The organism is Silvibacterium dinghuense (genome assembly GCF_004123295.1).
In the GTDB taxonomy this organism is placed as follows: Bacteria; Acidobacteriota; Terriglobia; order Terriglobales; family Acidobacteriaceae; genus Silvibacterium; species Silvibacterium dinghuense.
Map to the genome: position 1 here is coordinate 1424168 of NZ_SDMK01000001.1, position 22986 is coordinate 1447153.

Annotated in this window: 25 protein-coding genes and 1 pseudogene; 10 read left to right on the forward strand and 16 right to left on the reverse strand. The window is 62.9% G+C overall.

The window, feature by feature from the left end; all coding sequences use genetic code 11:
- The first annotated feature begins 3 nt into the window (after positions 1-3).
- On the forward strand, positions 4-1038 hold the full coding sequence (plsX, locus tag ESZ00_RS05610; protein WP_129207159.1) for a phosphate acyltransferase PlsX: 1035 nt from the start codon (positions 4-6) through the stop codon (positions 1036-1038).
- Between the two features lie 171 nt (positions 1039-1209).
- Here plsX and ESZ00_RS05615 read toward each other — a convergent pair whose 3' ends face one another.
- From ESZ00_RS05615 to ESZ00_RS05625, 3 genes are all read right to left on the reverse strand, one after another.
- Positions 1210-2586 (reverse strand): tetratricopeptide repeat-containing glycosyltransferase family 2 protein, encoded by a 1377-nt coding sequence (locus ESZ00_RS05615; protein ID WP_129207160.1) that lies wholly within the window; start codon positions 2584-2586, stop codon positions 1210-1212.
- Between the two features lie 552 nt (positions 2587-3138).
- A complete protein-coding gene (locus ESZ00_RS05620; protein ID WP_240034495.1) occupies positions 3139-4719 on the reverse strand; it encodes an acyl-CoA mutase large subunit family protein in 1581 nt (526 codons plus the stop codon).
- A gap of 138 nt (positions 4720-4857) precedes the next feature.
- Positions 4858-5304, reverse strand: coding sequence for a hypothetical protein (locus ESZ00_RS05625; RefSeq protein ID WP_129207161.1), 447 nt, complete (start codon positions 5302-5304; stop codon positions 4858-4860).
- A gap of 146 nt (positions 5305-5450) precedes the next feature.
- Between ESZ00_RS05625 and ESZ00_RS05630 the strand changes: the two genes are divergently transcribed.
- Together ESZ00_RS05630 and glgC are read left to right on the forward strand one after the other, a co-directional pair.
- Entirely contained in the window at positions 5451-5756 is a 306-nt protein-coding gene (locus tag ESZ00_RS05630) for a hypothetical protein (RefSeq protein WP_129207162.1), read from the forward strand.
- Positions 5757-5833: 77 nt separating this feature from the next.
- Positions 5834-7123 carry a glucose-1-phosphate adenylyltransferase gene (gene glgC, locus ESZ00_RS05635; RefSeq protein ID WP_268235278.1) on the forward strand — a complete coding sequence of 430 codons (1290 nt, stop codon included), beginning with the start codon at positions 5834-5836 and terminating at the stop codon, positions 7121-7123.
- 221 nt (positions 7124-7344) lie between these two features.
- Here the strand turns inward: glgC and ESZ00_RS05640 are convergent, their stop codons facing one another.
- Together ESZ00_RS05640 and ESZ00_RS05645 are read right to left on the reverse strand one after the other, a co-directional pair.
- A complete protein-coding gene (locus ESZ00_RS05640; protein WP_129207164.1) occupies positions 7345-7779 on the reverse strand; it encodes a PIN domain-containing protein in 435 nt (144 codons plus the stop codon).
- On the reverse strand, positions 7766-8005 hold the full coding sequence (locus tag ESZ00_RS05645; protein WP_129207165.1) for a DUF6364 family protein: 240 nt from the start codon (positions 8003-8005) through the stop codon (positions 7766-7768). Before ESZ00_RS05645 ends, ESZ00_RS05640 begins: the two co-directional genes overlap by 14 nt.
- Before the next feature lie 276 nt (positions 8006-8281).
- On the opposite strand from ESZ00_RS05645, the gene ESZ00_RS05650 reads away from it, so the two are divergent.
- From ESZ00_RS05650 to ESZ00_RS05670, 6 genes and pseudogenes are all read left to right on the forward strand, one after another.
- Complete coding sequence (locus tag ESZ00_RS05650; RefSeq protein WP_229740980.1) at positions 8282-8980, forward strand: RNA polymerase sigma factor; 699 nt, start codon at positions 8282-8284, stop codon at positions 8978-8980.
- Between the two features lie 2 nt (positions 8981-8982).
- Complete coding sequence (locus tag ESZ00_RS05655; RefSeq protein ID WP_129207167.1) at positions 8983-9900, forward strand: anti-sigma factor family protein; 918 nt, start codon at positions 8983-8985, stop codon at positions 9898-9900.
- Positions 9897-9968, forward strand: a pseudogene (locus tag ESZ00_RS20450) (B-box zinc finger protein); the annotation flags it as partial. The gene ESZ00_RS05655 and the pseudogene ESZ00_RS20450, both read left to right, overlap by 4 nt.
- 6 nt (positions 9969-9974) lie before the next feature.
- Positions 9975-10946, forward strand: a complete 972-nt coding sequence (locus tag ESZ00_RS05660; RefSeq protein ID WP_229740981.1) for a LiaI-LiaF-like domain-containing protein — start codon at positions 9975-9977, stop codon at positions 10944-10946.
- Positions 10943-11314 carry a hypothetical protein gene (locus ESZ00_RS05665; RefSeq protein ID WP_129207169.1) on the forward strand — a complete coding sequence of 124 codons (372 nt, stop codon included), beginning with the start codon at positions 10943-10945 and terminating at the stop codon, positions 11312-11314. Before ESZ00_RS05660 ends, ESZ00_RS05665 begins: the two co-directional genes overlap by 4 nt.
- A 3-nt stretch (positions 11315-11317) precedes the next feature.
- Positions 11318-12877: a DUF4097 family beta strand repeat-containing protein gene (locus ESZ00_RS05670; protein ID WP_129207170.1), complete on the forward strand. Its 1560-nt coding sequence runs from the start codon at positions 11318-11320 to the stop codon at positions 12875-12877.
- Between the two features lie 275 nt (positions 12878-13152).
- Here ESZ00_RS05670 and ESZ00_RS05675 read toward each other — a convergent pair whose 3' ends face one another.
- The 5 genes from ESZ00_RS05675 to ESZ00_RS05695 all read right to left on the reverse strand — a co-directional run bounded on the left by ESZ00_RS05675 (position 13153) and on the right by ESZ00_RS05695 (position 17981).
- Entirely contained in the window at positions 13153-14448 is a 1296-nt protein-coding gene (locus ESZ00_RS05675) for a dihydroorotase (RefSeq protein WP_129207171.1), read from the reverse strand.
- On the reverse strand, positions 14445-15560 hold the full coding sequence (locus tag ESZ00_RS05680) for an aspartate carbamoyltransferase catalytic subunit (protein WP_129207172.1): 1116 nt from the start codon (positions 15558-15560) through the stop codon (positions 14445-14447). The genes ESZ00_RS05675 and ESZ00_RS05680 overlap by 4 nt, the downstream gene beginning before the upstream one ends.
- Before the next feature lie 70 nt (positions 15561-15630).
- On the reverse strand, positions 15631-16194 hold the full coding sequence (gene pyrR / locus ESZ00_RS05685) for a bifunctional pyr operon transcriptional regulator/uracil phosphoribosyltransferase PyrR (protein WP_129207956.1): 564 nt from the start codon (positions 16192-16194) through the stop codon (positions 15631-15633).
- Positions 16195-16279: 85 nt separating this feature from the next.
- Complete coding sequence (locus ESZ00_RS05690) at positions 16280-16948, reverse strand: zinc ribbon domain-containing protein (protein ID WP_129207173.1); 669 nt, start codon at positions 16946-16948, stop codon at positions 16280-16282.
- A 442-nt stretch (positions 16949-17390) separates the two neighbouring features.
- Positions 17391-17981 (reverse strand): hypothetical protein, encoded by a 591-nt coding sequence (locus ESZ00_RS05695; protein WP_229740982.1) that lies wholly within the window; start codon positions 17979-17981, stop codon positions 17391-17393.
- A 252-nt stretch (positions 17982-18233) separates the two neighbouring features.
- Here ESZ00_RS05695 and ESZ00_RS05700 point away from each other — a divergent pair, with 252 nt between their 5' ends.
- Positions 18234-18755 (forward strand): MerR family transcriptional regulator, encoded by a 522-nt coding sequence (locus ESZ00_RS05700; RefSeq protein WP_129207175.1) that lies wholly within the window; start codon positions 18234-18236, stop codon positions 18753-18755.
- A gap of 11 nt (positions 18756-18766) precedes the next feature.
- Here the strand turns inward: ESZ00_RS05700 and ESZ00_RS05705 are convergent, their stop codons facing one another.
- The 6 genes from ESZ00_RS05705 to ESZ00_RS05730 all read right to left on the reverse strand — a co-directional run bounded on the left by ESZ00_RS05705 (position 18767) and on the right by ESZ00_RS05730 (position 22983).
- Positions 18767-19075: a hypothetical protein gene (locus ESZ00_RS05705; protein WP_129207176.1), complete on the reverse strand. Its 309-nt coding sequence runs from the start codon at positions 19073-19075 to the stop codon at positions 18767-18769.
- A gap of 97 nt (positions 19076-19172) precedes the next feature.
- A complete protein-coding gene (locus ESZ00_RS05710) occupies positions 19173-19592 on the reverse strand; it encodes a hypothetical protein (RefSeq protein ID WP_129207177.1) in 420 nt (139 codons plus the stop codon).
- A 96-nt stretch (positions 19593-19688) separates the two neighbouring features.
- Complete coding sequence (mnmG, locus tag ESZ00_RS05715; RefSeq protein WP_129207178.1) at positions 19689-21647, reverse strand: tRNA uridine-5-carboxymethylaminomethyl(34) synthesis enzyme MnmG; 1959 nt, start codon at positions 21645-21647, stop codon at positions 19689-19691.
- Between the two features lie 32 nt (positions 21648-21679).
- The gene (locus ESZ00_RS05720) at positions 21680-22093 is read right to left on the reverse strand and encodes a PIN domain-containing protein (RefSeq protein ID WP_129207179.1); all 414 of its coding nucleotides are present in this window, start codon (positions 22091-22093) and stop codon (positions 21680-21682) included.
- Positions 22084-22392 (reverse strand): type II toxin-antitoxin system Phd/YefM family antitoxin, encoded by a 309-nt coding sequence (locus ESZ00_RS05725; RefSeq protein ID WP_129207180.1) that lies wholly within the window; start codon positions 22390-22392, stop codon positions 22084-22086. Before ESZ00_RS05725 ends, ESZ00_RS05720 begins: the two co-directional genes overlap by 10 nt.
- Positions 22393-22407: 15 nt before the next feature.
- Positions 22408-22983: a hypothetical protein gene (locus ESZ00_RS05730; protein WP_129207181.1), complete on the reverse strand. Its 576-nt coding sequence runs from the start codon at positions 22981-22983 to the stop codon at positions 22408-22410.
- Positions 22984-22986 lie beyond the last annotated feature (3 nt).

Below are 22986 nucleotides of genomic sequence, written 5' to 3' on the forward strand. Positions count from 1 at the left end.
TCAATGCTGATTGACATCGCTCTCGATGCCATGGGTTCGGATAAGTCTCCCGAGCCCGAACTCCGCGGAGCGATCCTCGCCTGCCGTCAGCTCCCCGTCCGGGTTCATCTCGTAGGGCCGCAGGAGTCTCTTCGCCGCGGCCTCCGGGATATCCTCGGGCGCGAACGCCTGCCCATTGAAATCGTCCATGCCAGCGAGCATATCGCCATGGACGAAAAGGCTGCGCACGCCGTCCGCGCCAAGAAGGACAGCTCGATGCGCGTCGGGCTGAAGCTGGTCCGCGAGAAAAAGGTCGCCGGCTTCTTCACCGCCGGCAATACGGGCGCTGCCATGGCCACGGCAAAGATGGTCCTCGGCGCGCTTCCGGGCGTCGACCGCCCGGCTCTTGCCATTGTGGTTCCGACGCTCTCCGGCAATCCTGCCATCCTGCTCGACGTCGGCGCCAATGTCGACTGCAAGCCGCAGAATCTGGAGCAGTTCGCCGTTATGGGTGAGCTCTACGCGCGGAGTGTGCTCAAGATCAGCCGGCCCCGCGTCGGCGTGCTCTCAGTCGGCGAAGAGGAAGGCAAGGGCAACGACCTCACCCGCGAGGCCTACGCCCTCATCAAGCAGCTCCCCGTCAATTTCATCGGCAACGTCGAAGGCCGCGATATCTACAACGGCAACTGCGACGTGATTGTATGCGACGGCTTCGTCGGCAATGTGGCCCTCAAGACCTCCGAAGGTCTCACCCGGCTGGTCCGCGAGATGCTCAAGGCTTCGCTGACCACGACCGTGACCGCGCAGGTGGGCGCGCTGCTCTCGCGCAAGGCCTTCAACAACTTCAAACGTCGCCTCGACCCCTCGGAATACGGCGGAGCCCCGCTGCTCGGTGTCCGCGGCGTCTGCATCATCGGTCACGGCTCCTCGAACGACCGCGCCATCATGAACGGCATCCGCGTCGCCGCGGAATTCGCGCAGGCCGGTATCAACGAGCGCATCGCGACCGAGTTCACCCAGAGCAATCCCGAAGAACAGCCCCCGGCCTCTAGCTTTTAGCTCTTAGATGAGTTGCCAGTTTTCAGTCCCCACCTACTGAGGACTGACAACTGGCAACGACCTCCAGCTCTGGCACAGACCAGAAGCACCGAGAATCAGGGTGCCCCGTCCAAGCTCCGCTTGGGCGGGAGGCAAGCCCCCGCGCTCCCCCCGATCTTCCAACACCCTGCTTCAGCCCATCTCCCGCAGCAGCCTGCCGATCGGCTCGGAGCCGGGAAAACGCTCCATGCCGGAATCCAGAATCTTCCGGGCCTGATCGCGCCTGCCTATCCGCATAGAAAGTGCCGCGGCACGGGAGAACAACGGCTCGCTGGCAAAGTGCTGGAGCACCGCCTCGGCAGCCTCCGCTGCTTCCGCATCCCGGCCGGAGAGAACCAGCGCCCTGACCAGGCGCTCATGGCAGTCCAGATCGTCAGGCAGGGCTGCGAGGGCGCGCCGCAGCTTGCCGATGCCTGCCTCCTGCCGACCCGTCTTTACTTTTAGTCCGCCATCCTGCCGGGCCAGCCGGACCTCGATATACCCCAGCTTGCTCTCGATCCGCGCCTCACGGCCCGGCGCAACGCTCCCGGATCGCACCAGCCTGAGGGCAGCGGTAAACATGCGGCGGGCTTCCTTCAGCTTGCCCAGATCGTGAAGAGCATCGCCGGTAAACTCCGCCTTGTACGCGCCCTCGCTGCCCGTATCCGCAATATGGGAGATCACCGCGATGGCCTCCTCATATTGCTTCCGGTGCAGGAGGATCTTCGTCATGCTGATCCGCGCATCGGCATGAGAGGGCTGCAGCGCGAGCGCCTTCCCAAAGGCATAGAGAGCGCGGTCTTCATCCTGGAAGTGGAGCTGCTCGGTGGCGCCAAGCTGTACCCACAGGCCTACCCGCGATGGCTCCTCTTCGAGGGTCCGGCGCAACATGGAGCGGTAGTGACGGTGCTTTTCCAGGATGTCCTCACTCGTCTTCAGGTGCCCGAAGTGATGGATGACCCACGGCGTCGGGATCAGGGTGAGATTTGCGGCGGCAAGCTGGTGCTCCACGACCTCGTGAATCCGGCCCCGGAAAAAGATGCGGGGATCGCGCCGGAAGAGCCGGCACAGAGGGTTGTCGAAGCAGGATTTCGCGATTCCGTCCGCGCGCGGATGGCCGCCGGCGAACTCTCCCTCAAGTTCCCGGGTGGCCGTTCCCAGCACATACTGAAACCTGCCCTTCAGATAGTTCCGCTGGATGAGAGAGAAGCCGCCAACGGTCTCGGGAGAGCGCAGCAGGTCCGGAATCTGCCCCCGCGCCTCCCCGGAAAGCTCCTCGTCTGCGTCGAGCACCAGCACCCAATCCGTGGCGAGATGCTGGAGGCAGGCGTTCCGTGCCTCGGCAAAGTGCTGATTCCAGGAGATGGAGACGATCTTCGCCCCGAATTCGCGGGCAATCTCAAGGGTGCCGTCGGTCGAGCCGGTATCGGCGATCACGATCTCATCGACGAGAAAAGCCACGCTTTTGAGGCAATCCCGGAGGTCCTCTTCGGCGTTTTTGACGATCATCGACAGGCCGACTGTCGGCATTTCCCCTCCCGAAGGAAGGGCCAGCAGGTGCACGGCCAGAGAATCCGCGGGAAAATAAGGGACTTATCAGCCGACGGCGCACCCCATGGAAATTTCCCTCGATAGAAAGCATTCGTTCGTGCCTCCCGCCCAAGCAGAGCTTGGACGGGGCACCCGCTTCTCTCTACCTGTCCCCTGTTTTGAGCCGCAAACGCAGAAAAGCCACCGCTCAGCGGTGGCTTTTCTGAAATCTTAAGGGCCAGTCACTGGCCTCCCGAAAAATGCCGCGGGAGCCTATAGCTTCCTCTGGCTTTGCACCCGGCCCGGGCAGAACCTCTTTGGGTTGCTGCTCTCGCGGCCGGTGCGTATCTTCTGGCTCCTGTTTTTTGTTTTCTGGAGCCTCGTACGTCGCTGGCACTTACCTATAAAGCAATCGGTGTGCCAATCTCACGACTCCATTAAATCAACGATATAGCCTGCTCTCGCCCTACGATACTTCCACAATCTGGAATTCATCCCATTTCTGAAAAATGGAAAACCATAGGTTTCTTCCAATATCACCGGCGATATCGCCTATACCGTCACGGATTCCCGATATTCTCCAAAAACCTCGCGCAGAGCTCCGGCGATCTCCCCTACGGTCGCCAGAGCCTCCACCGCCTCCGTGATCGCCGGCATCAGATTGCCCCCTTCATGGGCCCGTACCTTGATCGCTGCGATCGCCGCAGTCCAGCGCCCGGCATCCCGGCGCGCCCGCAATGCCCGCACCCGCTCCACCTGTCCGCGCTCGAGCGCTTCGTCAATCCGCTGGATCGGCACCTCCGGCTCCGACTCGCGGGCATAGCGGTTTACCCCTACGACCACTGCCTCGCCTGCGTCGACCGCCTGCTGGTAGGCATAGGCCGCGGCCTGAATCTCGCCCTGCACCCAGCCGCGCTCGATGGCCCGCAGCATTCCGCCCTGCGCCTCGATCCGGGCAAAGTACGCTTCAGCCTCCTGCTCCAGGCCGGAGGTCCTCGCCTCGATGGCATAGGAGCCGCCCAGCGGATCGGCGGTCGCCGCAACGCCGCTCTCATGCGCCAGGATTTGCTGCGTCCGGAGCGCGATCCGCGCCGCCTCCTCGGTGGGCAGGGCCAGCGCCTCGTCGTAGCCATTGGTATGCAGGGACTGGGTGCCTCCAAGCACTGCGGCCAACGCCTGGATCGCGGTGCGCACGATGTTGTTCTCCGGCTGCTGCGCGGTCAGGGTCGAACCCGCCGTCTGGGAGTGGAAACGGAGCATCCAGGAGCGCGGACTCTTCGCTCCGAAGCGATCCCGCATCACCCGCGCCCACAGCCGCCGCGCCGCACGGAATTTGGATATCTCTTCGAGAAAATCATTGTGCGCATTAAAGAAGAAGGAGAGCCGTGGCGCAAAGCGATCCACCTCGAGCCCGGCATCGATAGCCGCCTGCACATAGGTCATGCCGTTGGCCAGCGTGAAGGCGATCTCCTGGGCCGCGGTCGCTCCCGCCTCGCGCATGTGATAGCCGGAGATGGAGATCGGATTCCACTCCGGCACGGTCTCGGCGGCCCAGCCGATCACATCAGTAACCAGCCGCATCGCCTGCGGGATGGGATAGATGTAAGTCCCGCGTGCGATGTACTCCTTGAGCACATCGTTCTGCACCGTGCCAGCGAGCTTCTTCGTCTCCGCCCCGCTCCTGCGCGCCGCCGTCACGTACATCGCCAGCAGGATTGAGGCCGTGGCGTTGATGGTCATCGAGGTCGAGACGTGGTCGAGCGCGATCCCGGCAAAGAGCCGCTCCATGTCTTCGACCGAATCGATGGCCACCCCCACCCGGCCCACCTCGCCGAGCGCCATCGGATCATCGGAGTCGTAGCCGATCTGGGTCGGCAGGTCGAAGGCCACCGAGAGCCCCGAGGTTCCATTGGCCAGCAGGTAGCGATAGCGCCGATTGCTCTCCTCGGCGTCTCCCATGCCTGCATACTGGCGCATGGTCCAGAGGCGCCCGCGGTACATCGTCGGCTGGATGCCGCGCGTAAAGGGAAATGCCCCCGGCTCGCCTAAATCCTGCCCCGCATCGAAACCCAATGCTTCAAGATCCGCCGCATCGTAAAAAGCCTTCTCGCGCTCCGCTTTGCTCAACCACACCCCCGAGGCAGACCGCCCATTTTACGCCTGCTCCGCGAGACTGGCCGTCCAGGCTTTTTGCCTTCGGCCTCCGCTCCCGCTGGTCGCGATCCGGAAGATTCGGGTTTACGAAACAGGAGCTAAAAAGCAGGACAAGAGCTAACGCGCGGATGCACGCTTACGCCGTTCCTTTTTCCGTGCGCCGAGAAAAGAGCTGACCGCGAACCAGAAGAAGATTGCGGCCAGGGCGGCGTAGGCGACAAAGTGCACATGTTCAGCACCGGCGCGCCAGCCCTGGTGGATCTTCCATGCGCTCTGGATGAAGAAGAGGCCGAAGACAGCGAAGAAGACTCCGGTGATTTCGAGCCAGAGAACGCCGCCGGCATGGACAAACGGTCCCCAGATAGACTCACCGAAGCGCTTGCCTTCGCGCTTGACTGCCCGAGCCCGCTCGGTGGCTCTCTGTGCCTGCTCGGCTGCGCGTTCCGCGTAGACCGGGGCCTGCTGCTGGGCCGATTGCGCGGCCTGCGAAGCCTTTTCGCGGATCATTCCCGAAGCAACCCGCAATCCCACACCCAGCCCGCGGCCTACCCGCTCCGGTTTCATGAAAAAAGTTTAGCAGTCGGCTGAAAAATCAGTTGCGTCCGGCTTTCTGATTCGAATTGCAGCCGTCCCTCATCAGAAGTAAGGTAAGAGAAACTGTCTCCTGCCCCTGCCATTCTCTGCGCAGTGGGCGGAAAGGAAGTCCATCGTTGAATTCAAAACTCAAGAAGCTGGTCGAAAAACTCGGGGAAGCCATCCATGAGAGCGTCTCCGAATCCGAATACATTGCCGGCGTCGTTCAGGACATCCGCAAGCAGGGATTCGACGTACTTCTGATGCTTGAGGCCACGATCGGCCTCAATGAAGTGGAACAGCAACCTGCCGCTCTCTCCGAGTCATCGAACGCAGAGAACCAGGAAGGGAATGACACGTTTACGGCGCAGGATCTGAACTTCCTCAAGTCGCTTCGCATCACGCTTCAGGAAGACGAGGAACCCAGCAACCAATCCGAGTAGCGGCCGTCCCCCGATCCGCGCTCCTGTGGTAGTATCCGCTCGTCCCTGCTTGGCCAAATCACTCTTGCCGTTGCGATATCGGCCAGGGGACCAAAGAGGATGCAACCCGCGTCATGAAGGATACACTCGGTGTTTTGTTAGCAGGCGGTGCCGGGGAACGACTGTTCCCTCTCACCCGTGACCGCGCCAAGCCCGCGGTCCCTTTCGGTGGCAACTACCGGATCATCGACATCACCCTTTCCAACTGCATCAACTCCGGTCTGCGCCGTGTTTACATCCTGACGCAGTACAAGGCTCTCTCTCTTAATCGGCATATTCGTGAAGGCTGGACCAGCGTAGTCGCCCAGGAACTCGGGGAGTTCATCGAGATTCTCTCGCCCATGCAGCGCGTCAGCGCGAACTGGTACATGGGCACGGCGGATGCCGTCTACCAGAACATTTACTCCATCGGCGCCGAGCAGCCGAAGCATGTGATCATCCTCTCCGGCGATCACATCTACAAGATGGACTACGGCAAGATGCTCGAGCATCACCAGGCGACCAACGCCGACGTAACGCTGGCCACGCTGCCCATCGAGCCGCATGAGGTCTCCCGCTTCGGCGTCGTAGAGATCGAGCGCTCCGGCGAAGTGATCGGCTTCCAGGAAAAGCCCAAGACCACGAATCTCCGTTCGCCCTTCAACCCGAACATGGTCGATGCCTCCATGGGCATCTACCTCTTCAATACCGATGTGCTGCTCCCGGCGCTGATGCAGGATGCCGAGGACCCTACCTCGAAGCATGATTTCGGCCACAACATCCTGCCCAGCATTCTCGGCAAGTACAAGATTCAGGCCTATAACTTCGTCGACGAGAACAAGCAGCATGCCCTGTACTGGCGCGATGTCGGCACGCTCGACGCGTACTACGACGCCAACATGGATATCGCCTCGGTTTCTCCCGTCTTCAACCTCTATGACGCGCACTGGCCGATGCGCACCCGCGTGCGGCAGTACCCGCCGGCAAAGTTCGTCTTCGGCGAACCGGGACGCACCGGCATGGCCGTCAACTCCATCGTCTCGGCCGGCTGCATCGTCTCGGGCGCGGTGGTGCGCAACTCCGTCCTCTCGCAGGATGTGCGCGTGAACTCCTACTCCGAGGTGGACTCGAGCATCGTCTTCTCGCACGTCGATATCGGCCGGCACTGCCGCATCCGGCGCGCCATCATCGACCGCGACGTGCATCTACCGGAAGGCACGGTCATCGGCTACGACCAGAACGAGGACAAGAAGAACTACTTCGTCACGCCCAGCGGCCTGACAGTGGTAACACGCGACCACTCGCTCTACGAAAACCCCGTCGCTTCGGACTTCCTCCAGCAGGGATAAGACCCATTCACCCCTAAGGCGTAAATGACTTATCTACGATTGCCATCCCGACCGGAGTGAGACGTAAGAAGACGAACACAGCAGAGGGACCTGCAGTTTTCGCCGAAACCGGCAGAACTGCAGGTTTCTCCACTTCGCAGAACGATGAAACTGTTCTGCTCCGGTCGAAATGACAACCTTTTGAGTTCTTTTATGTGGACACGCCCACCCAGAGACGAAAGTCAGGCTCGGAATGGGTTCTCGACCGTAACACCGAAATAGCTCTGCCCGGCATTCAGATCTTCGGAGAAGATGCGGCGGCACCCTCCGAGTTCGGCCGCGGCAACAATCATGCCATCGTAAAAGTGCAGTCCGTATTCCAGATGCGCATCGAGCGCGCGCCGCACCGTCGCCGCGTCCGTCGCCACGCGCCGGATAGGCTCGAGCACGCCCAGCAGCAGCTTTACTTCCTGCGCCGCAACCTGCGGCCTCAGCTTGTGCAGCAGGGTGGCTGTAAACTCACCAAGCACCTGCGCCGAAATCATCATCTCTCCGGCAATGGCCCGCGTCAGCAGCTCCCTGGCCACGCGCTGCTTCGCCGGGCTTCCGCTGTCCCAGGCGTAGACCAGGATGTTGGTATCCAGAAAATCCGGCGCTTCGGGCTCAAGGACGCTCATGCAGCTCCGCCCGCGTCCAGTTACGCTTCCCCACGCGATAACTTATCCGGTCAAAACTTATCGCCAGCGCCTCCTGTTCAAGCCTCTTCCGTCCCAGCCGAGCGTCTTCCACAGCCAGCTTCTCCAGGTAGGCGCGCACCAGTCCGGTCAGGGTTGTGTCCCTGTCGACGGCGATCTTTCTCACCCGCCGCACCAGATCATCCTGCAGAGAAAGAGTGATATTCATGGACCCATATTAAGGGTTTCCCTTATTCCGTGTAAATATTCGACACGAATCGAGGGAATCCCGATCGATGGAATCCGGGATTTGCGGCTTCCCTTTCGAGAGCACGCTCTTCCTCCTGTATTCTTCCCTTTCCACCTGTTGATGGCTGTATCACGACACCCACGGAACCAGAGTCCGGCGGCCTGCGTATGGACCTGCATGAGCTCGGCAGCCATACTCTCGTGGGATATCCAAGGATTCGGGCTTCGCCGCCCACGGCCCCGCACGGCTTCGCCCGTGGCGCAGCCCCCACGGCAGGCCTTCGAATCGCATCCCCAACCGGCACGACCGGCCCACGAGCCGGCACGGCCCCGCACTCTCGACCGTGGAGGCGCCGACCGCGCAGTGGAAGCCGACTGGCAGATCGTCGTGCAGCGTTGCCTCGACGGCGACTCCGGCGCATGGGCCGAGCTGGTGCGCTTTCACCACCGCCGCATCTATTCTTTGTGCTTCCGTTTTACCGGCTCCGCGCAGGATGCCGAAGACCTGACCCAGGACGTCTTCATCAAGGTCTACGGCAACCTCGCGAGCTTCGATCTCGCCCGTGGCAGCTTCCAGACCTGGATCACCACCCTGGCCCGCAACCTCCTCGTCGATCACTTCCGCCGCACGAAAAATCAGCGGGTGACCGATTCGATGGACGCGGGCTGGGAGGAATCCGAAGAGCTGCCTCTTGCCGGCCGGCTTGCCGCCGCCGGCCCCACCCAGCACGATCGCGCGGCCCAGAAGGAGATCGCACGCATGGTTCAGGATGCGTTGACGAAGATTTCTCCGGAGCTGCGCGAAGCTGTTATTCTGCGCGACCTGCAGGACATGGACTACAAGGAAATTGCCCAGGTATTGCGCATCCCGGAAGGTACTGTGAAGTCTCGTATCAGCCGCGGCCGGGCGGAACTTGCACGGCTGCTCGAGCGTAACAAAGGACAGGTGGTTTAACGATGTCCGAGCGCAATCCATTCGATCCGCACAGCAAGCCCGCCGGTCAGATTCCCGGCCACGGCCTGCGCCGCGACCTCCGCTGCGAGGAATGGGAAGCCCTGCTGGCCGACGCCCTCGATAGCGCCCTGCCTCCAGGCGAGGACCGCGCCTTCAGCGAGCACAGCGCCACCTGCGCCACCTGCGGCCTGCTCCTCAGCCAGGCCCGCGAGGGCCGCGAGTGGCTGTCCTTCCTTCAGCCCGAACCGGAGATGCCGGCCGATCTTGTCGAGCGCATCCTCGGCCGCACCAGCGCCGCCACCGCCGACCGCCCGCTGGCCGTCTACGGTGCTCCGATCGCCGCCGGACAGGGAATCGCCGGGGGCGTCCTGGCCATGCCGGCACGCAAATTCGTTCCCGACTCGCGGATGATGATGACCGCGGCCATGGCCTTCTTCTCGATTGCCCTGACCCTCAACCTTGCCGGCATTCGCGTCACCAGCCTCCGGCTCTCCGACCTCACCCCGGCCAGTATCGAGAACAACCTCACCCGCCAGTTCTTCGGCGCCAAGAGCCAGGTTGTCCGGTACTACAACAGCCTCCGGGTGGTCTACGAGTTCGAGTCCAAGATGCGAGAACTGCGCCAGGACGAGACGACGCAGCCCAGCCATTCCGGCTCGCAACCCGCAACTTCCGATAAACCATCCTCGGAAAACCAGCCGCCCGCTGCGAACCATCACAACGGCGGCCGACTGGAAGCCCTCCCCAACGCACCCCACCAGGACGATGCCCTTCATGGCCATCCTGTCCTGGCCTCCAATTCACTCCCCGGTGTGGATGCCCGCCCACACCGTCCGGCCCACACCAGCGGAGTTCCTGAACATGAGGTAGTCGCATTGCTCGCTCTGAACACAGACCAGGCAGAAGGGAGCTTGGCATGAACTGCGCAAACCATCCCGACCTTCCCGTGGCAGCTTTTTGCCAAAATTGCGGCAAGCCTCTTTGCACGGCCTGCGTGCGCTCGGTATCCGGCATCATCTACTGCGAACCATGCCTGGCCGCGAAGCTGGGCGTGGGCGGTGCTGCCGGCACCGCTCCGGGCAGCTATACCGTATCCGGCTCGCCGTCTTCCGGATATCAGTACACCGTCAACCAGGGCGGGTACACGGCCACCGGCTCCACGAACGGCGATGTGAACTTCACCGCGACCGGCCCCATGCCACCGCCCAATACCGGCCCGAACCCCGGAGCGGCGCTTGCCCTGGGCTTCATCCCCGGCGTCGGCGCCATGTACAACGGCCAGTTCGTGAAGGCCATGGTGCATGTGCTGGTCTTCGTCATCCTGGTCAGCGTTGCGAATAACCACGACGTCTTCGGCATCTTCGTCGCAGCATGGGTCTTCTATCAGGTCTTCGACGCCTTCCAGACGGCCAAGGCACGCCGCGAGGGGCTGCCGCTGCCCGACCCCTTCGGTCTCAATGAGCTCGGAGCGAAGCTTGGGGTGAATCCGCCCAAGGCGGCACCGTATTCTTCGTCCTCGACCTATCAGCCCTTCACAGCCGCTCCTCCGCATGTTCCACCGGGCGCACCGCCGGCCGGCAGCGCCGCTGGATTCACCGGAACGACTCCGGATTACACCGCAGCCAGCACCCATCCGTCCTATACACCGGTGCCTCCCGCAGAGGCGCAGTATGGCGACCCTGCCGCGCCTTTCACTCCGGTACCGCAGCAGCCGCAGTCCGCACGCCGCGAGCCGATGGGAGCCATTGTGCTCATCGGGCTGGGCGTTCTCTTCCTGCTGAATACTCTCGATGTCTTTCGCTTCGACTGGCTGAAGCACCTGTGGCCGCTGCTGATCATCGCGCTCGGGGCCTGGATGCTCATCCGCCGCAACGCCGAGGTGAAATTCAGTGCCCGTATTGGTAAAGACCCCCTCGACCGCAGTAATGACACGCCGACTCCCCCACCGGCCGGAGGTGCGCAATGAACACCTATCTCTGGATCCACCGCGCCAAGGGGCCGGCCATGCTGGTCATCTTCGGCATCACCGCCCTGCTGAATGAATGGGACGTTCTCTCCTTCGGCAGAAGCTGGCCGCTCTACCTGATCGCGCTCGGCCTCTTCCAGCTGGCTGAACGCGCAGCCTGGTCGCAGGCACAGGCCACAGGCGCGGCTGCCTATCCCAGCTCCTATTCCGACCCGGCGAATCCTTACGGCGCTCCCTATTCCGGCGCTTCGGGCTATCCGCCATACACGCCGGTGCAGCAGCAGCCCCAGACACCGGCGCAGCCCACCTCGAGCTCACTCTCCATCACTCCGCACGACCAACCCAACGGCAGTCAGGATCGGAGCTAAGCCATGGCCGCCGCCCCTCCGCCGTACTCGCCTCGTGATGCTGCCCGCCAGGCCCGCGACTATGCCCGCTGGCAGCGCGACCAGATGCGTGCTCAGCGCCAGTACTGGCGCGGCTACCGGCGCGCCTCGATCACCGGCCCCATCGTCCTGCTGACCGTCGGCATCATTGCCCTGCTGATCGAGACCGGCCATCTCAACGGCTTCGACGTCTGGAACTGGTACGCGCGCTGGTGGCCTGTCATCCTCATCGCCGTCGGCGTGGTTTCGCTTGGCGAATACTTTTTCGACCGCGACAACCCCTACGCCGGCCGCCGCTCCTTCGGAGGCATCGTCTTCCTCGTGCTCTTTTTTGCCTTTCTCGGCTGGGGCACGCACCAGGCGCACCATTGGGGGCCCTTTGCCGAGCAGTTCGGCGACAACGGCAACGACTTCTTCTCGCTCATGGGCGAAGAACACGACAACGATGTGCAGCTTTCGCAGGCGATTCCTGTTACCGGCGCCGTCAGCGTGCAGAACCCGCGCGGCGACGTGACGATCACCGCCTCGGCCGATAACCAGGTCCATCTGCGCGCGCACCAGGTGGTGCACACGAACGCCGACGACCGGGCGCGCGAGCTCTTCACCATGATCACGCCGAAGATCGAGACCTCGCCCTCGGGCGCGGTCATCAACGTACCCGGCAACAACGCCGGACGGGTCGATCTGACGCTGGAGCTGCCGGAGAAGCTGGCCACCACCATCAACGCAGGCCATGGCGATGTGACGATCTCCGGCATGAAGAACTCTGTCGATGTTTCCAATAATCATGGCGACGTGAAGTTCGACGACATTACCGGCGACGTGCACGCCCACATGGATCATGGCGACGTCTCCGCCCATCAGATCACCGGCCATGCGCTGATCGACGGCCGCGCCGACGACATCACGCTCTCCGAAGTGAAGGGTGACGTCGGACTCAACGGCGACTTCTTCGGCGACACGCATCTCGAGCAGGTGAGCTCAGGGGTTCACTTCCATACCAGCCGCACCGATCTCGACATGCAGCACCTTGGCGGCGATCTCAGTATGGATTCGAGCGATCTCTCCGCCAGCCAGATCACCGGCCCGGTGCGCATCGTTACGCACTCCAAAAATATCGATCTCACCCAGGTCGCCGGGGACGTGCACATCGAGAACAGCGACGGCGACATCAACATCGCCGCTGCGCTGCCGCTCGGCAACATTCAGGTCTCGAACCGCTCGGGCGGCCTCTCGGTCACCGTGCCCTCAAACGCCGGCTTCACCATCTCCGGCAGCACCACGCAGGACGACGATATCGAGACGGACTTCCCGCTTGCGAACACGGAGTCGGGAGATCGCCGCAGCCTCAGCGGTACAGTCGGCAAAGGTGGCGTGAAGATCGATCTCACCACCTCGCACGGTACGCTCGAACTAAAGAAGGGATCGAATCTGGAGCTGCCACCGGCGCCACCGGCTCCTCCCGCTCCGCCCAAGCCTCCGGTGAATGCGAAGCACTTCAAAGCTCCGCAGGATGTTCCGGCGCCGAAGGCGACCGAGCAGTAGGCACCAGGATTCATCCGGAATAAAAAGCCAGCGATTGAATCGCTGGCTTTTTACTTAACTTATTAACGAACAATCCGACGGTGGCCCATTCAAGCTTCGCCTGGGTGGGAGGGTGCGAATCTCTTCGCTCCTTCCCGGAATCCTGCAAACCCACATCTCGTTCAGAACGAGATGTGGGGCACCCAGATTTGAGTCAAGCATAAACGCACAAAGCCGACCAAGAACTGGCCGCCTTTGTGACTGGCTGCTAACCCGAGCGCGAAGCGCGAGGCCGGCTACTGCTTTTTGTAGACCACGCGACCTTCGCTGATGGTGATGGCGACCTCGCCCTGCATCTCCCAGCCGTCGAAGGGCGTGTTTTTCGACTTCGAGCGCGAGTTCTCCTTTTTGAAGACCCACTTCTTCGCCGGATCGAAGATCACCACATCCGCAAACGAGCCCACGGCGAGGTTGCCGCGGCCCTTGAGGCCGAGCACCGCGGCCGGCTGCGCGCTGAGCAGCGAGAGGACGCGGCTGAGCGGCATGCGATGGCGCACGTGCAGCACTGAGAGCGTGAGACCCAGCGCCGTCTCGAGGCCGGTGATGCCGTTCGGCGCACGCTCGAACTCCTGCTCCTTCTCATGCGCGGCGTGCGGGGCATGGTCAGTGGCGATTGCGTCCACCGAACCATCAAGGATGCCTTCGATCATCGCGGCACGGTCAAGCTCGGCACGCAGCGGAGGATTCATCTTGGCGTTGGTGTTGTAGCCCTCGACCGCTGCTTCGTTCAGCACGAAGTGGTGCGGGGCGACCTCGCAGGTCACGCGCAGCCCGTTGCGGCGGGCGCGGCGCACGGCATCGAGCGCAGCCTTGGTCGAGAGATGCGCCACATGCAGATGGGCGCGGGCGTCCTTCACCTGCGCGAGCAGACGCAGATCACGCTCGACGAGGCCCGACTCGGCCTCGACCGTCATGCCGCGCAGCCCCATGCGGAAGGCCAGCGGCCCGGCGTTCATCGAGCAGCCGCCGGTCAGGCGGGTATCTTCGGCATGCTGGATCACGGGCAGGTTGGCGCGCGCAGCCGCTGTGAGCGCCTCGCGCATGATGGCCTCACCCAGGATGGGCTTGCCGTCGTCGGTGACGCCTACCGCGCCTGCAGCCTTCAGCGAGCCGTATTCGGTGAGCGACTCACCCATCGAACCACGCGTAGCCGCCGCAATGGGGAAGACGCGGATGGAGGCACCGCGCTCGGGCGCAAGCATCCAGCGCGTGCGCTCCGGCGAATCATTAACCGGCGTAGTGTTGGGCATACAGCAGACGCTGGTGAAGCCGCCGGCCGCGGCTGCGGCCGTTCCGCTCGCGATCGTTTCCTTGTAGCCCTGGCCGGGCTCGCGCAGATGCACATGAATATCGACGAGTCCCGGCGCGACCACGAGGCCCTTGGCGTCGATGATCTCCGCTCCGGGAGACTTGATCTTGCCCGGCGCATCGATGGCGGCCACGCGGCCTCCGTCGAGCAGCACATCTTTCAGCGCATCCACATTGTTGACTGGATCCAGCAGCCGTCCGCCGCGAATCAGAATCGCCGTCATTCGGCCCGTCCCTTCTTGCTCTTGGCCGCGCCTTGGGCCGCAGCCTTCGCAGGCGCCTTGGCCACTGTCTTTGCTGCACCGCCTGCCGCATGCCGGCTCAGGGCACGGTCTACGAGCGCCATGCGGATGGCAAGGCCGTTATGCACCTGCTCGGCGATCACCGCCTGCGGCCCATCGGCCACTTCGCTGGTGATCTCGAGGCCGCGAATCATCGGCCCAGGATGCATGATCACGGCCTTCGGCGCGTGCGCGGCCATGCGCTCGGCGTTGGCCTGGTAACGCGACTTGTACTCTTCGAGATCGAGCGACAATCCGGCCAGCCGCTCGGCCTGGATGCGCAGCATCATGACTACCTGCGACTGCTCCAGAGCCTTGTCGAAATCGCGTTCGATGCTGAGCCCCGGCCCCATCGAGGCGGCCAGCTCCGGCAGCAGCTGCGTGGGACCGCAGAGGATCACATGCGCGCCCAGCCGCGGCAGCAGCTGCGCATTCGAGCGCGCTACGCGGCTGTGGAAGATATCGCCGCAGATCGTGACCGTCACGCCTTCCAGCAGCGTCGCGCTTACCGGCTTGCCGGCCTTGCCCAGCTTCTGCAGGATGGTGCGCAGGTCAAGCAGCGCCTGTGAGGGATGCTCATGCATGCCGTCGCCCGCGTTCAACACCGGCAGACCGGTGACGTCAGCCAGCAGCTGCGCCGAGCCCGAATACGGACTGCGCAGGATGATGCACTCGGCACCGAGCGCCTTGAGCGTGATGCCGGTGTCCTTGAGCGATTCGCCTTTTTCGATGCTCGACGACTGCGCGCTCACCAGCGAGGTGTCGGCACCGAGCGCCTTGGCCGCCAGCTCGAAGGAAGTCCGGGTACGCGTGCTCGACTCGTAAAAGAGCAGCGAGACGCGCCGCTTGTAGAGCCGCTCCGCGCGCTTTGCCGCATCTTCGGCTTCGAGTTCATCGGCCAGCGCGAGGATCGCGCCTACCTCTTCGAGCGACAGGTCGCCCACTTGCAGCACCGATCCGGCAGCCACACGGTTCTCTTTTACCGGCGCCGGCAGCGGCTCAGCCGCCGCCGGTCGCACCGCGGCGCTCTTGCCGCTTTCTCTTAAGGTAGGCATGGAAAATCAGGGTCCTTCAACCAGGCAGGAGCGGGTGTAGCTTCAGCCAGACAAAAAATCAAGCGGGCAGTTACTCCACCCGCTCCACCAACAGCACCTGCTCATCGTTATCGATTTCGCGCAATTTCACTTCTATAATCTCGCGGCTGGAGGTCGGCACCTTCCGCCCCACGAACGTCGCCTCGATGGGCAACTCGCGATGTCCGCGATCGATCAGCGCCGCCAGCTGCACCCGCTGCGGCCGTCCGAAATCGAAGAGCGCATCGAGCGCCGCGCGAATCGTGCGTCCGGTGTACAGCACATCGTCGAGCAGCACGATGTTGCGGTCCGTCACATCGAATCCCAGGGCGCCTTTTGCCACCACCGGCCGCGGCCCGTGCGTGGAAAGATCGTCGCGATAGAACTGGATATCCAGCACACCGGTGTCGATGGTCCGCTTCTCGATGCCGCCGATCAGCCTGGCAAGGCGCTCGGCCAGCGGCACGCCGCGGCGCTTGATGCCGACCAGGCCCAGCCGGTCCGCACCGTTGTTTTTTTCGATGATCTCGTGGGCCAGGCGCACCAGCGTGCGCTCTATCTCGGAGGCCGACATGATTCGGCCCTTTTCGCGCAATTGCGGTTTTTCTTGGGACATAAGGAAGGCTCTTGCCGGATGATACGGGGCGGTGCAGCGCTCGGGCAAGTCACTGCTGCGATGAAAAATGCAGAAGGTCCGAAATTCAGGAGCTTCGCGCCGTCCGGCTGCCGAAGGCTGCGATCCGCACGCCGATGGCCCCGCCCGCGGCTGCGAAGAGCAGCATCGCAATAGCGGAACCGACCGCGCCCATCAGCGCCATCGCCGCCGTGCCGTCCGGCGTGAGCCAGAAATGCAGAAACCAGGGGATGGTCGCCGCGGCCTCGGGATTCGAATGCGCCATCTGCGTGGTCATCTGCTGCCCCAACTCCAGGTACTGACGATCGATGGCGGCGCCGTTATGCAGCGCATAGCGCTTGAGCACCATCGTCAGGCTGTCCACGGCATTGGCCACGAATGCCGCCAGCACGCCGAGCAGGCCGCCAATCCGCCAGCCTGTACTCCGCGCCGGCAGTAAGCCGGTGCGCCGCCGATAGAGCGACACGGCAAGAATTCCGCCGCCGATCACCCACAGCGCGCCGAAGTCGAGCAGCGAAGAGAGAATGCCCACCGGCAACGCCACCAGCGCTGCTGTCGTGATCGCCGGCTTCCACAACACCACGCCGGGGTCGCGGCCCAGCATCTGCGGATTGGCGTTCAGCACCTCTTCGGCTTCGTCCGCCGGCTCATAGCGCAATTGCGGCGACCCGCAATGCGGGCAATAGGATTCCGACGCGCTCAGTGCCGTTCCACAACGATGGCAGATCAATTCCACACTTCGACCCTATCTCACGCCGGGACTGGCCGTCCAGGCTGCTGCGCGCAGGGCGAATCGCCTTCGGCCTCCGCTCCCTTTAGTCGAGCCCCAACGACGGTGGCATGCACAGACCCGTATCGGAACCCGGCTTCACCCCCTGCTTACAAAACCGCGCAGGAGTTGAAGACCATTCTGCTGCCGTCGCCATGCGGTCCGGCTGAGGCCGGACCGTGATACAACCCTGTCGCCGGGCTCCCTACGTCTCGACCATCAGGCCATCCCACGTGCTCTCACTCAAGGCTCGCATGGACCACCCAATGGGTTTCCTACCCTCCCACCCAAGCCGAGCTTGGATGGGGCACCCCGATTCTTCTTCTGCCTGGAAGAAAACAAAAAGCAGCTCGCGACCAAGGGAAACGTGGCCGAAGGCGGAGGCCTGGACGGCCAGTCCCCCCCTGCTTCAGTTCGCGTCCTTCTCGTCCTCGCTTACTGCGGCGGGGAGCTGCAGTTCTACCAGCGTGAACTTTGTGCCTGCGCCGTCGCTCTTCTGGATCGCGAAGATATGCTGGTGCCGCCGCGAGCCGGCCTTCAGGGAAATATCGCCATCGTGCGTGACATGCACATGCTTGTCGCCCTCGTCATCCGCGCAGTTCAGGCCCTCGCGTGTCACGATGGGCGTACCCACGGCCTGGGTACCCTGGCAACGCACTACATCGCCATAGCGGCCCAATGCTTTCTGATAGAAAGCCAGCACTGCGTCCTGCGCATCCCCGGTGCGATACGTCACCGCCCGCACCCGCAGTTGCCAGTCCCCAAAGCCAAGGTGCACGTCGGCGGACTTGTCGCCATCCTTATCCGCAGAAACCGTCGCTCCCGGATAGACGGGCAGTCCCACGTCTGCCGCCGTTGTCTGGTCGGCGCGCACATGCAGGCCGCCCAGCGGCGTATCGATCTTCACATTTTTGTCTTTGCCGTCGCCATTCTTATCCACCTGCACCCGGCAGCCCGCCGTCATCATCATGACCGCCATCCCCACAGCCAATGCCGCCATTCCACGCTTCATCCTGGCCCCCACAAAGCACTCTGTGCGAAAGATACGCGATTGCGGCCGCACCTGTTCCCATTCTGTTCAGCTACAGATACAGATTCGCGCGGTGCCCTGCACAATACCCTGTGCAGAAATCGCTTGCCCTACCTTCCTTCTCATGGCCTATACTTTTGACTGGAAGTGGCTGGGGCGAAGGCGCGGCGAGGATGGCTCTCGCGGCCAGCCTGGAATGCAGTTCAGTCTTCTCAGGTGCAGATGGCGAAACACGCGTCCCAGCGGCAAACCGGTCCAGAAGCTTCAATCCCCGACAAGCTCTATTTCCGTATCGGCGAAGTCGCGAAGTTGTGCGGCATTGAAGCCTATGTGCTTCGCTTCTGGGAGTCCGAATTTCCCCAGCTCCGCGTGAACAAGAGCGGGACCGGTCAGCGTCTCTATCGCCGGCGCGATGTCGAGCTCGTGCTCCGCATCAAGAGCCTGCTCTACTCCGAGGGCTACACCATCGCCGGTGCGCGCCAGGTCTTCGCCTCCGAGGCGAAAGAACCCCGTAAGCGAGCCCAGTCCGAACTTCCTTTATCGAAAAGCGGCCATGAAGCGGGCAACCACGCTGCCCCTCCTGCGATCGAAGCCCGTCTCCAGAAGCTTCGCGCCGAGCTCAAGGACATTCTCGGCCTGCTCTCAGCACCACCTGAAGCCGCTCCCGCGCGCCCCAGCCGCCAGACCGGCCCGCGTGAAGCCCGTCCAGCCAGAACCTCCGGTCCCAGCCTCTTCGACGCATAAAACACGCAAATTTAACGGTGTGCCTGGTACTCGCCCAGCTCCGACTCGATCTCGCCGGTATCCATATAGCGCTCCATGGCCTGCATGGCGCAGCCCTGGCCGCACAGGTGGTAGATCTCCGAGCTCCGGCTCTCTCCCACATTCCACGGCATCAGCGTAAAGCGCCCGGACCGCTGCCCCTCTTCGGAGGGCGGCACATCCGTCAACAGCGCCATCCACCAGTGGTTCGCTTCGCCCTTCTTCTTGCCGCAAATATCGCAGGTAAATGAGACATCCCAAACCATAAGCCAGCCCCCGTGTCCGCGGCGACGGTGTCCCATCGCCGGACATTTCCCCCACTATGCACCAGCTTGCCGCCGGATGCACGTCAATTTCCGCCCAGTTTTACTCCAGGAGGCGCTAGAGCCTGTCAGGAACTTAGGTTAGGCGCACCGGGATACCTGTCTCTGCCTGCAGCTGCTTCAGCAGATCCGCCTGGCTCGACTGCGGCAGCTCCATATCCACATACCGCTCGCGTCCCGCCCCGTCCCGATAGAGAATCCGCAGCAGATGATTCGCCATGTAGAACTGCAGGCCCGAGATCTGCCCATAGGGAATCGTCCGCTGCACGGCCTCTTTCACGACAAAGAGCACATTCTTCGAGTCGGCATCGAGGTTCAGCGTACCTTCCAGCTGCTCCACTTTGCCCGATTTTGCCTGCTCAGCGGGTATGGTCAGCTTCACCCTGGGATAGGTCGCAACCGCGCCTGCCGGGGCTTCCGCTCTCGCTGTCCTACCACCCATCGTCCCAGCCAGCAGGCCGGCACACACCACCACCATGGCGAATTTCCTGCGCATACAGGTCCACCTTTCGTCGAATCACTGCGTTTTTGTTGGACTACTTCTGTTGGACTGCGGAACGCCGCCGGGGCGTTCCCTCCGCAAAGCGCGGTGTTACACGGTCTTCGCCGCTCGCCGCGCCTGAATTTCGATATACACGTTCACCAGGGAAAGCGCCGCCGGGGTCACGCCCGGGATACGGCTCGCCTGGCCGATGGTCGCCGGACGCACGCGCAGCAGCTTCTCCTGCATCTCACGCGAGAGCCCACTCACTGACGTATAGTCGAACCACTCCGGGATCGCCTTGCCCTCGGCCTTCTTCAACTTTTCCATCGAGCGCTTCTGCTGGTCGAGATACCCGGCGTACTTGATCTCGGTCTCGACCGACTTAATTTCGTTGCGGACCTGCGCGGTGAGCGTTTCGCTGTCCGTCTGTTCGAGCCAGGCGGCAAAGCGTTCATCGCCTAATGTGACCAGCTCTTCGCGAATGAGCGGATAGAGCGCTTCGATGGTTGCCTCGGGCCGCTTGAGCACCTGCGCATAGGTGTGCCCCTGCAGGCCTTCGGCGGCAATCTCCGGTACACACTCGGCAACGCGCTCGGGCACCACCTTGCGCGCGGTCAGCAGCTTCTCGAGTGCGACGGCACGGGCCTGCTTGGCCTCGTACGCAGCCCAGGCTTCCTCGCCGATAAGCCCCAGCCGCTTTGCATACGGTGTCAGCCGGCGGTCGGCGTTATCGATGCGCAGGTGCAGGCGAAACTCCGCCCGCGAGGTAAACATGCGATAGGGCTCGTTGGTGCCCTTCGAGATCAGGTCGTCGATGAGGATGCCGGTGTAGGCCTCGGTGCGGTCGAGCGTGAAGGGCGCGAGTCCGCGCACCGCGAGCGCCGCATTGATGCCCGCCATGATGCCCTGGCACGCTGCTTCTTCGTAGCCCGAGGTGCCGTTGATCTGCCCGGCCAGGTACAGTCCCCGGAAGCTCTTCACCAGCAGCGAGCGGTCGAGCTCGGTCGGGTCGATGGCGTCGTACTCGATGGCATAGCCGGGGCGCAGCATCTCGGCGTTCTCGAGGCCTGGGATCGAGCGCACGATCTGCCACTGGACTTCCATCGGCAGCGACGTGGACATGCCGTTGACGTAGACCTCATGCGTGTTCAGCCCCTCGGGTTCGAGGAAGAACTGGTGCTGCGCCTTGTCGGGAAACTTCACGACCTTGTCTTCGATCGACGGGCAGTAGCGCGGGCCGGTGGCCGAAATCTGGCCCGAATACATGGGCGAACGCAGCACGTTCTCGCGAATGATCGCGAGCGTCTCCGGCGTGGTGTAGGCAATGTGGCAGGAGATCTGCCGCATGGGCAGCGTCTTGGTGCGGAAGCTGAAGGGCGTCGGATCGGCATCGCCCGGCTGCTCTTCGAAGCGGCTCCAGTCGATGGTGCGTCCGTCGAGACGCGGCGGCGTGCCGGTCTTCAGGCGGCATCCGCGGAGGCCCAGCCGCTTCAGCGACTCGCCCAGCAGGATCGCCGGCGGCTCCCCGCTGCGCCCCGCAGGATACTGCTCCTCGCCGCAGTGGATCAGCCCATTCAGGAACGTGCCCGTGGTGATGACCGTCGCCCCGGCCAGAATCGTGCGCCCATCGCGCAGCTTCACACCAATGACACGCGGCTCGCCCTCTTCGGCGGGCTCGATCACTACGTCGATGACCTCAGCCTGCTTGATGAACAGGTTCGGCTGCGACTCCAGCACCTCGCGCATCTTCACGCGGTACTGCGCCTTGTCGCACTGCGCGCGCGGCGACCACACCGCCGGTCCGCGCGAGGTGTTCAGCAGGCGGAACTGGATGCCGACCGCATCCGCGACTTCGCCCATGATGCCGCCGAGCGCGTCTACTTCGCGCACCAAATGGCCCTTGGCAATGCCGCCGATGGCTGGGTTGCAGGACATCTGCGCGATCAGGTCGAGGTTGAGCGTGAACAAGGCCGTGCGCAGGCCCATGCGCGCCGAGGCCATGGCCGCCTCGCAGCCCGCATGCCCCGCGCCCACCACCAGCACGTCGTATTGTTCGGTGAAAGCCATTGCACTCTTATTTTATCGTCTGGAGAAAGCGCTTAAAACGGCAGAAGCTGGAGCCCGGGAATCTTCCGGAAGTCACGCAGATTCTCCGTTGCCACCCGGTAGCCGAGTTCGAGCGCCGTAACGCCGATCAGCAGGTCCGTTGCAGCGATACGAATGCCTCGTGCTGCGTTCTCGCCATCGATCTGCCCAGCTTTGAGCGCTACCGAAACAGTGACCGGGTATATGGGAATTGCCTCTGCCAGCTCGCGCAGAAACTGCTGCCGCAGGGCTTTCCTCTCCGGTGCGTTGGCGCGAGCTGCGCCGTGGGCTAATTCCATCAGGGTGACAACGGAGAGCGCCACGTCTTCGCCTGCAACCCGCTGAGAAATCTCCGCGAGAGCCTGCCGTGCATTGCGTTTTGTGCGCTCCGCGGTGATCAGCACACTCGAATCGAGAATCAGTCCCATGCCGGAGGATTCAGAGACTCACGATGCGCAGCTACTGCTTCTTCGACATCACGGGCAAACTCCTCATCGATCGTGGCGGAAGAGTCTTCAGGCAGACGCGCAACGCACTCCTCGATCGAGCGCGGACGGAACATCTCGCGCCCCGGCGCACGAAGCACAGCCACGGTCTTCGGGCCATCTTCGATCACGACCTCCGCACCTGCGCGGACGCGGTCCAGAAGGCTCGCGAAATCGCGGGCCGCGTCAGCCGCCGAGATGTGAATCGTCGCCATGTCCACGATGATAGCTCGTTTCAGCATGTATACGGCCTGTTTCTACCGCTTGCTGCGTAACTCCCACTGATGGAGTAGAAAGCCCACTCCCATTCCTCGCGTCGGGTTGTGCTCACCGACATGAATCTGTCCTGAGACAGGCGTCGCGATCTCCGGATGGACTTCAAGAATCGCGTGGCCCGAGTCCGCCCCGGTAAGCCATCGTCCACGACTGCGAAGATGCAGAAGTTCGCCACCGGCCGGAGGAGCGTGTTCCCGGTTGAATCGATTATCCAGACGAGACATGAAGTATCCGGCGCGGCGAAATGCCGCAACAGCTTCGCCTACGGTTCCCGCAAACGTGAAGCCCGCATTGAGCCGCTGATTTCCCGCTCCGTGATCCTTGAAGGTGAACTGAAAACGGCAATCCAGCTCTCCGCCTCCGGCAATCCCCTTTGTCTCACCACTTCCCAATATCCATGCGCCTCTGAGCCGATTGCCATTGGCGTCCGCGAACACGACATATTCACCATCGAAGAGACCGGAATAGCGATGACCCTCCCGATCGATCAGGACACCGTTTTCGTCACTCTCGATCACACACGAATCACTCGCGCGGGCACCATGTGCATTTGTCATCGC

What these genes read in the sequence shown, in the direction of transcription:
- ESZ00_RS05730 (WP_129207181.1), bottom strand. Translation starts at nt 22,983, where the DNA reads ATGACAAATGCACATGGTGCCCGCGCGAGTGATTCGTGTGTGATCGAG.
- ESZ00_RS05695 (WP_229740982.1), bottom strand. Translation starts at nt 17,981, where the DNA reads ATGGCGGCATTGGCTGTGGGGATGGCGGTCATGATGATGACGGCGGGC.
- ESZ00_RS05725 (WP_129207180.1), bottom strand. Translation starts at nt 22,392, where the DNA reads ATGCTGAAACGAGCTATCATCGTGGACATGGCGACGATTCACATCTCG.
- pyrR (WP_129207956.1), bottom strand. Translation starts at nt 16,194, where the DNA reads ATGTCCCAAGAAAAACCGCAATTGCGCGAAAAGGGCCGAATCATGTCG.
- ESZ00_RS05720 (WP_129207179.1), bottom strand. Translation starts at nt 22,093, where the DNA reads ATGGGACTGATTCTCGATTCGAGTGTGCTGATCACCGCGGAGCGCACA.
- ESZ00_RS05710 (WP_129207177.1), bottom strand. Translation starts at nt 19,592, where the DNA reads ATGCGCAGGAAATTCGCCATGGTGGTGGTGTGTGCCGGCCTGCTGGCT.
- plsX (WP_129207159.1), top strand. Translation starts at nt 4, where the DNA reads ATGCTGATTGACATCGCTCTCGATGCCATGGGTTCGGATAAGTCTCCC.
- ESZ00_RS05640 (WP_129207164.1), bottom strand. Translation starts at nt 7,779, where the DNA reads ATGAGCGTCCTTGAGCCCGAAGCGCCGGATTTTCTGGATACCAACATC.
- ESZ00_RS05700 (WP_129207175.1), top strand. Translation starts at nt 18,234, where the DNA reads ATGGCGAAACACGCGTCCCAGCGGCAAACCGGTCCAGAAGCTTCAATC.
- ESZ00_RS05670 (WP_129207170.1), top strand. Translation starts at nt 11,318, where the DNA reads ATGGCCGCCGCCCCTCCGCCGTACTCGCCTCGTGATGCTGCCCGCCAG.
- mnmG (WP_129207178.1), bottom strand. Translation starts at nt 21,647, where the DNA reads ATGGCTTTCACCGAACAATACGACGTGCTGGTGGTGGGCGCGGGGCAT.
- ESZ00_RS05675 (WP_129207171.1), bottom strand. Translation starts at nt 14,448, where the DNA reads ATGACGGCGATTCTGATTCGCGGCGGACGGCTGCTGGATCCAGTCAAC.
- ESZ00_RS05680 (WP_129207172.1), bottom strand. Translation starts at nt 15,560, where the DNA reads ATGCCTACCTTAAGAGAAAGCGGCAAGAGCGCCGCGGTGCGACCGGCG.
- ESZ00_RS05665 (WP_129207169.1), top strand. Translation starts at nt 10,943, where the DNA reads ATGAACACCTATCTCTGGATCCACCGCGCCAAGGGGCCGGCCATGCTG.
- ESZ00_RS05615 (WP_129207160.1), bottom strand. Translation starts at nt 2,586, where the DNA reads ATGCCGACAGTCGGCCTGTCGATGATCGTCAAAAACGCCGAAGAGGAC.
- ESZ00_RS05705 (WP_129207176.1), bottom strand. Translation starts at nt 19,075, where the DNA reads ATGGGACACCGTCGCCGCGGACACGGGGGCTGGCTTATGGTTTGGGAT.
- ESZ00_RS05655 (WP_129207167.1), top strand. Translation starts at nt 8,983, where the DNA reads ATGTCCGAGCGCAATCCATTCGATCCGCACAGCAAGCCCGCCGGTCAG.
- ESZ00_RS05625 (WP_129207161.1), bottom strand. Translation starts at nt 5,304, where the DNA reads ATGAAACCGGAGCGGGTAGGCCGCGGGCTGGGTGTGGGATTGCGGGTT.
- ESZ00_RS05645 (WP_129207165.1), bottom strand. Translation starts at nt 8,005, where the DNA reads ATGAATATCACTCTTTCTCTGCAGGATGATCTGGTGCGGCGGGTGAGA.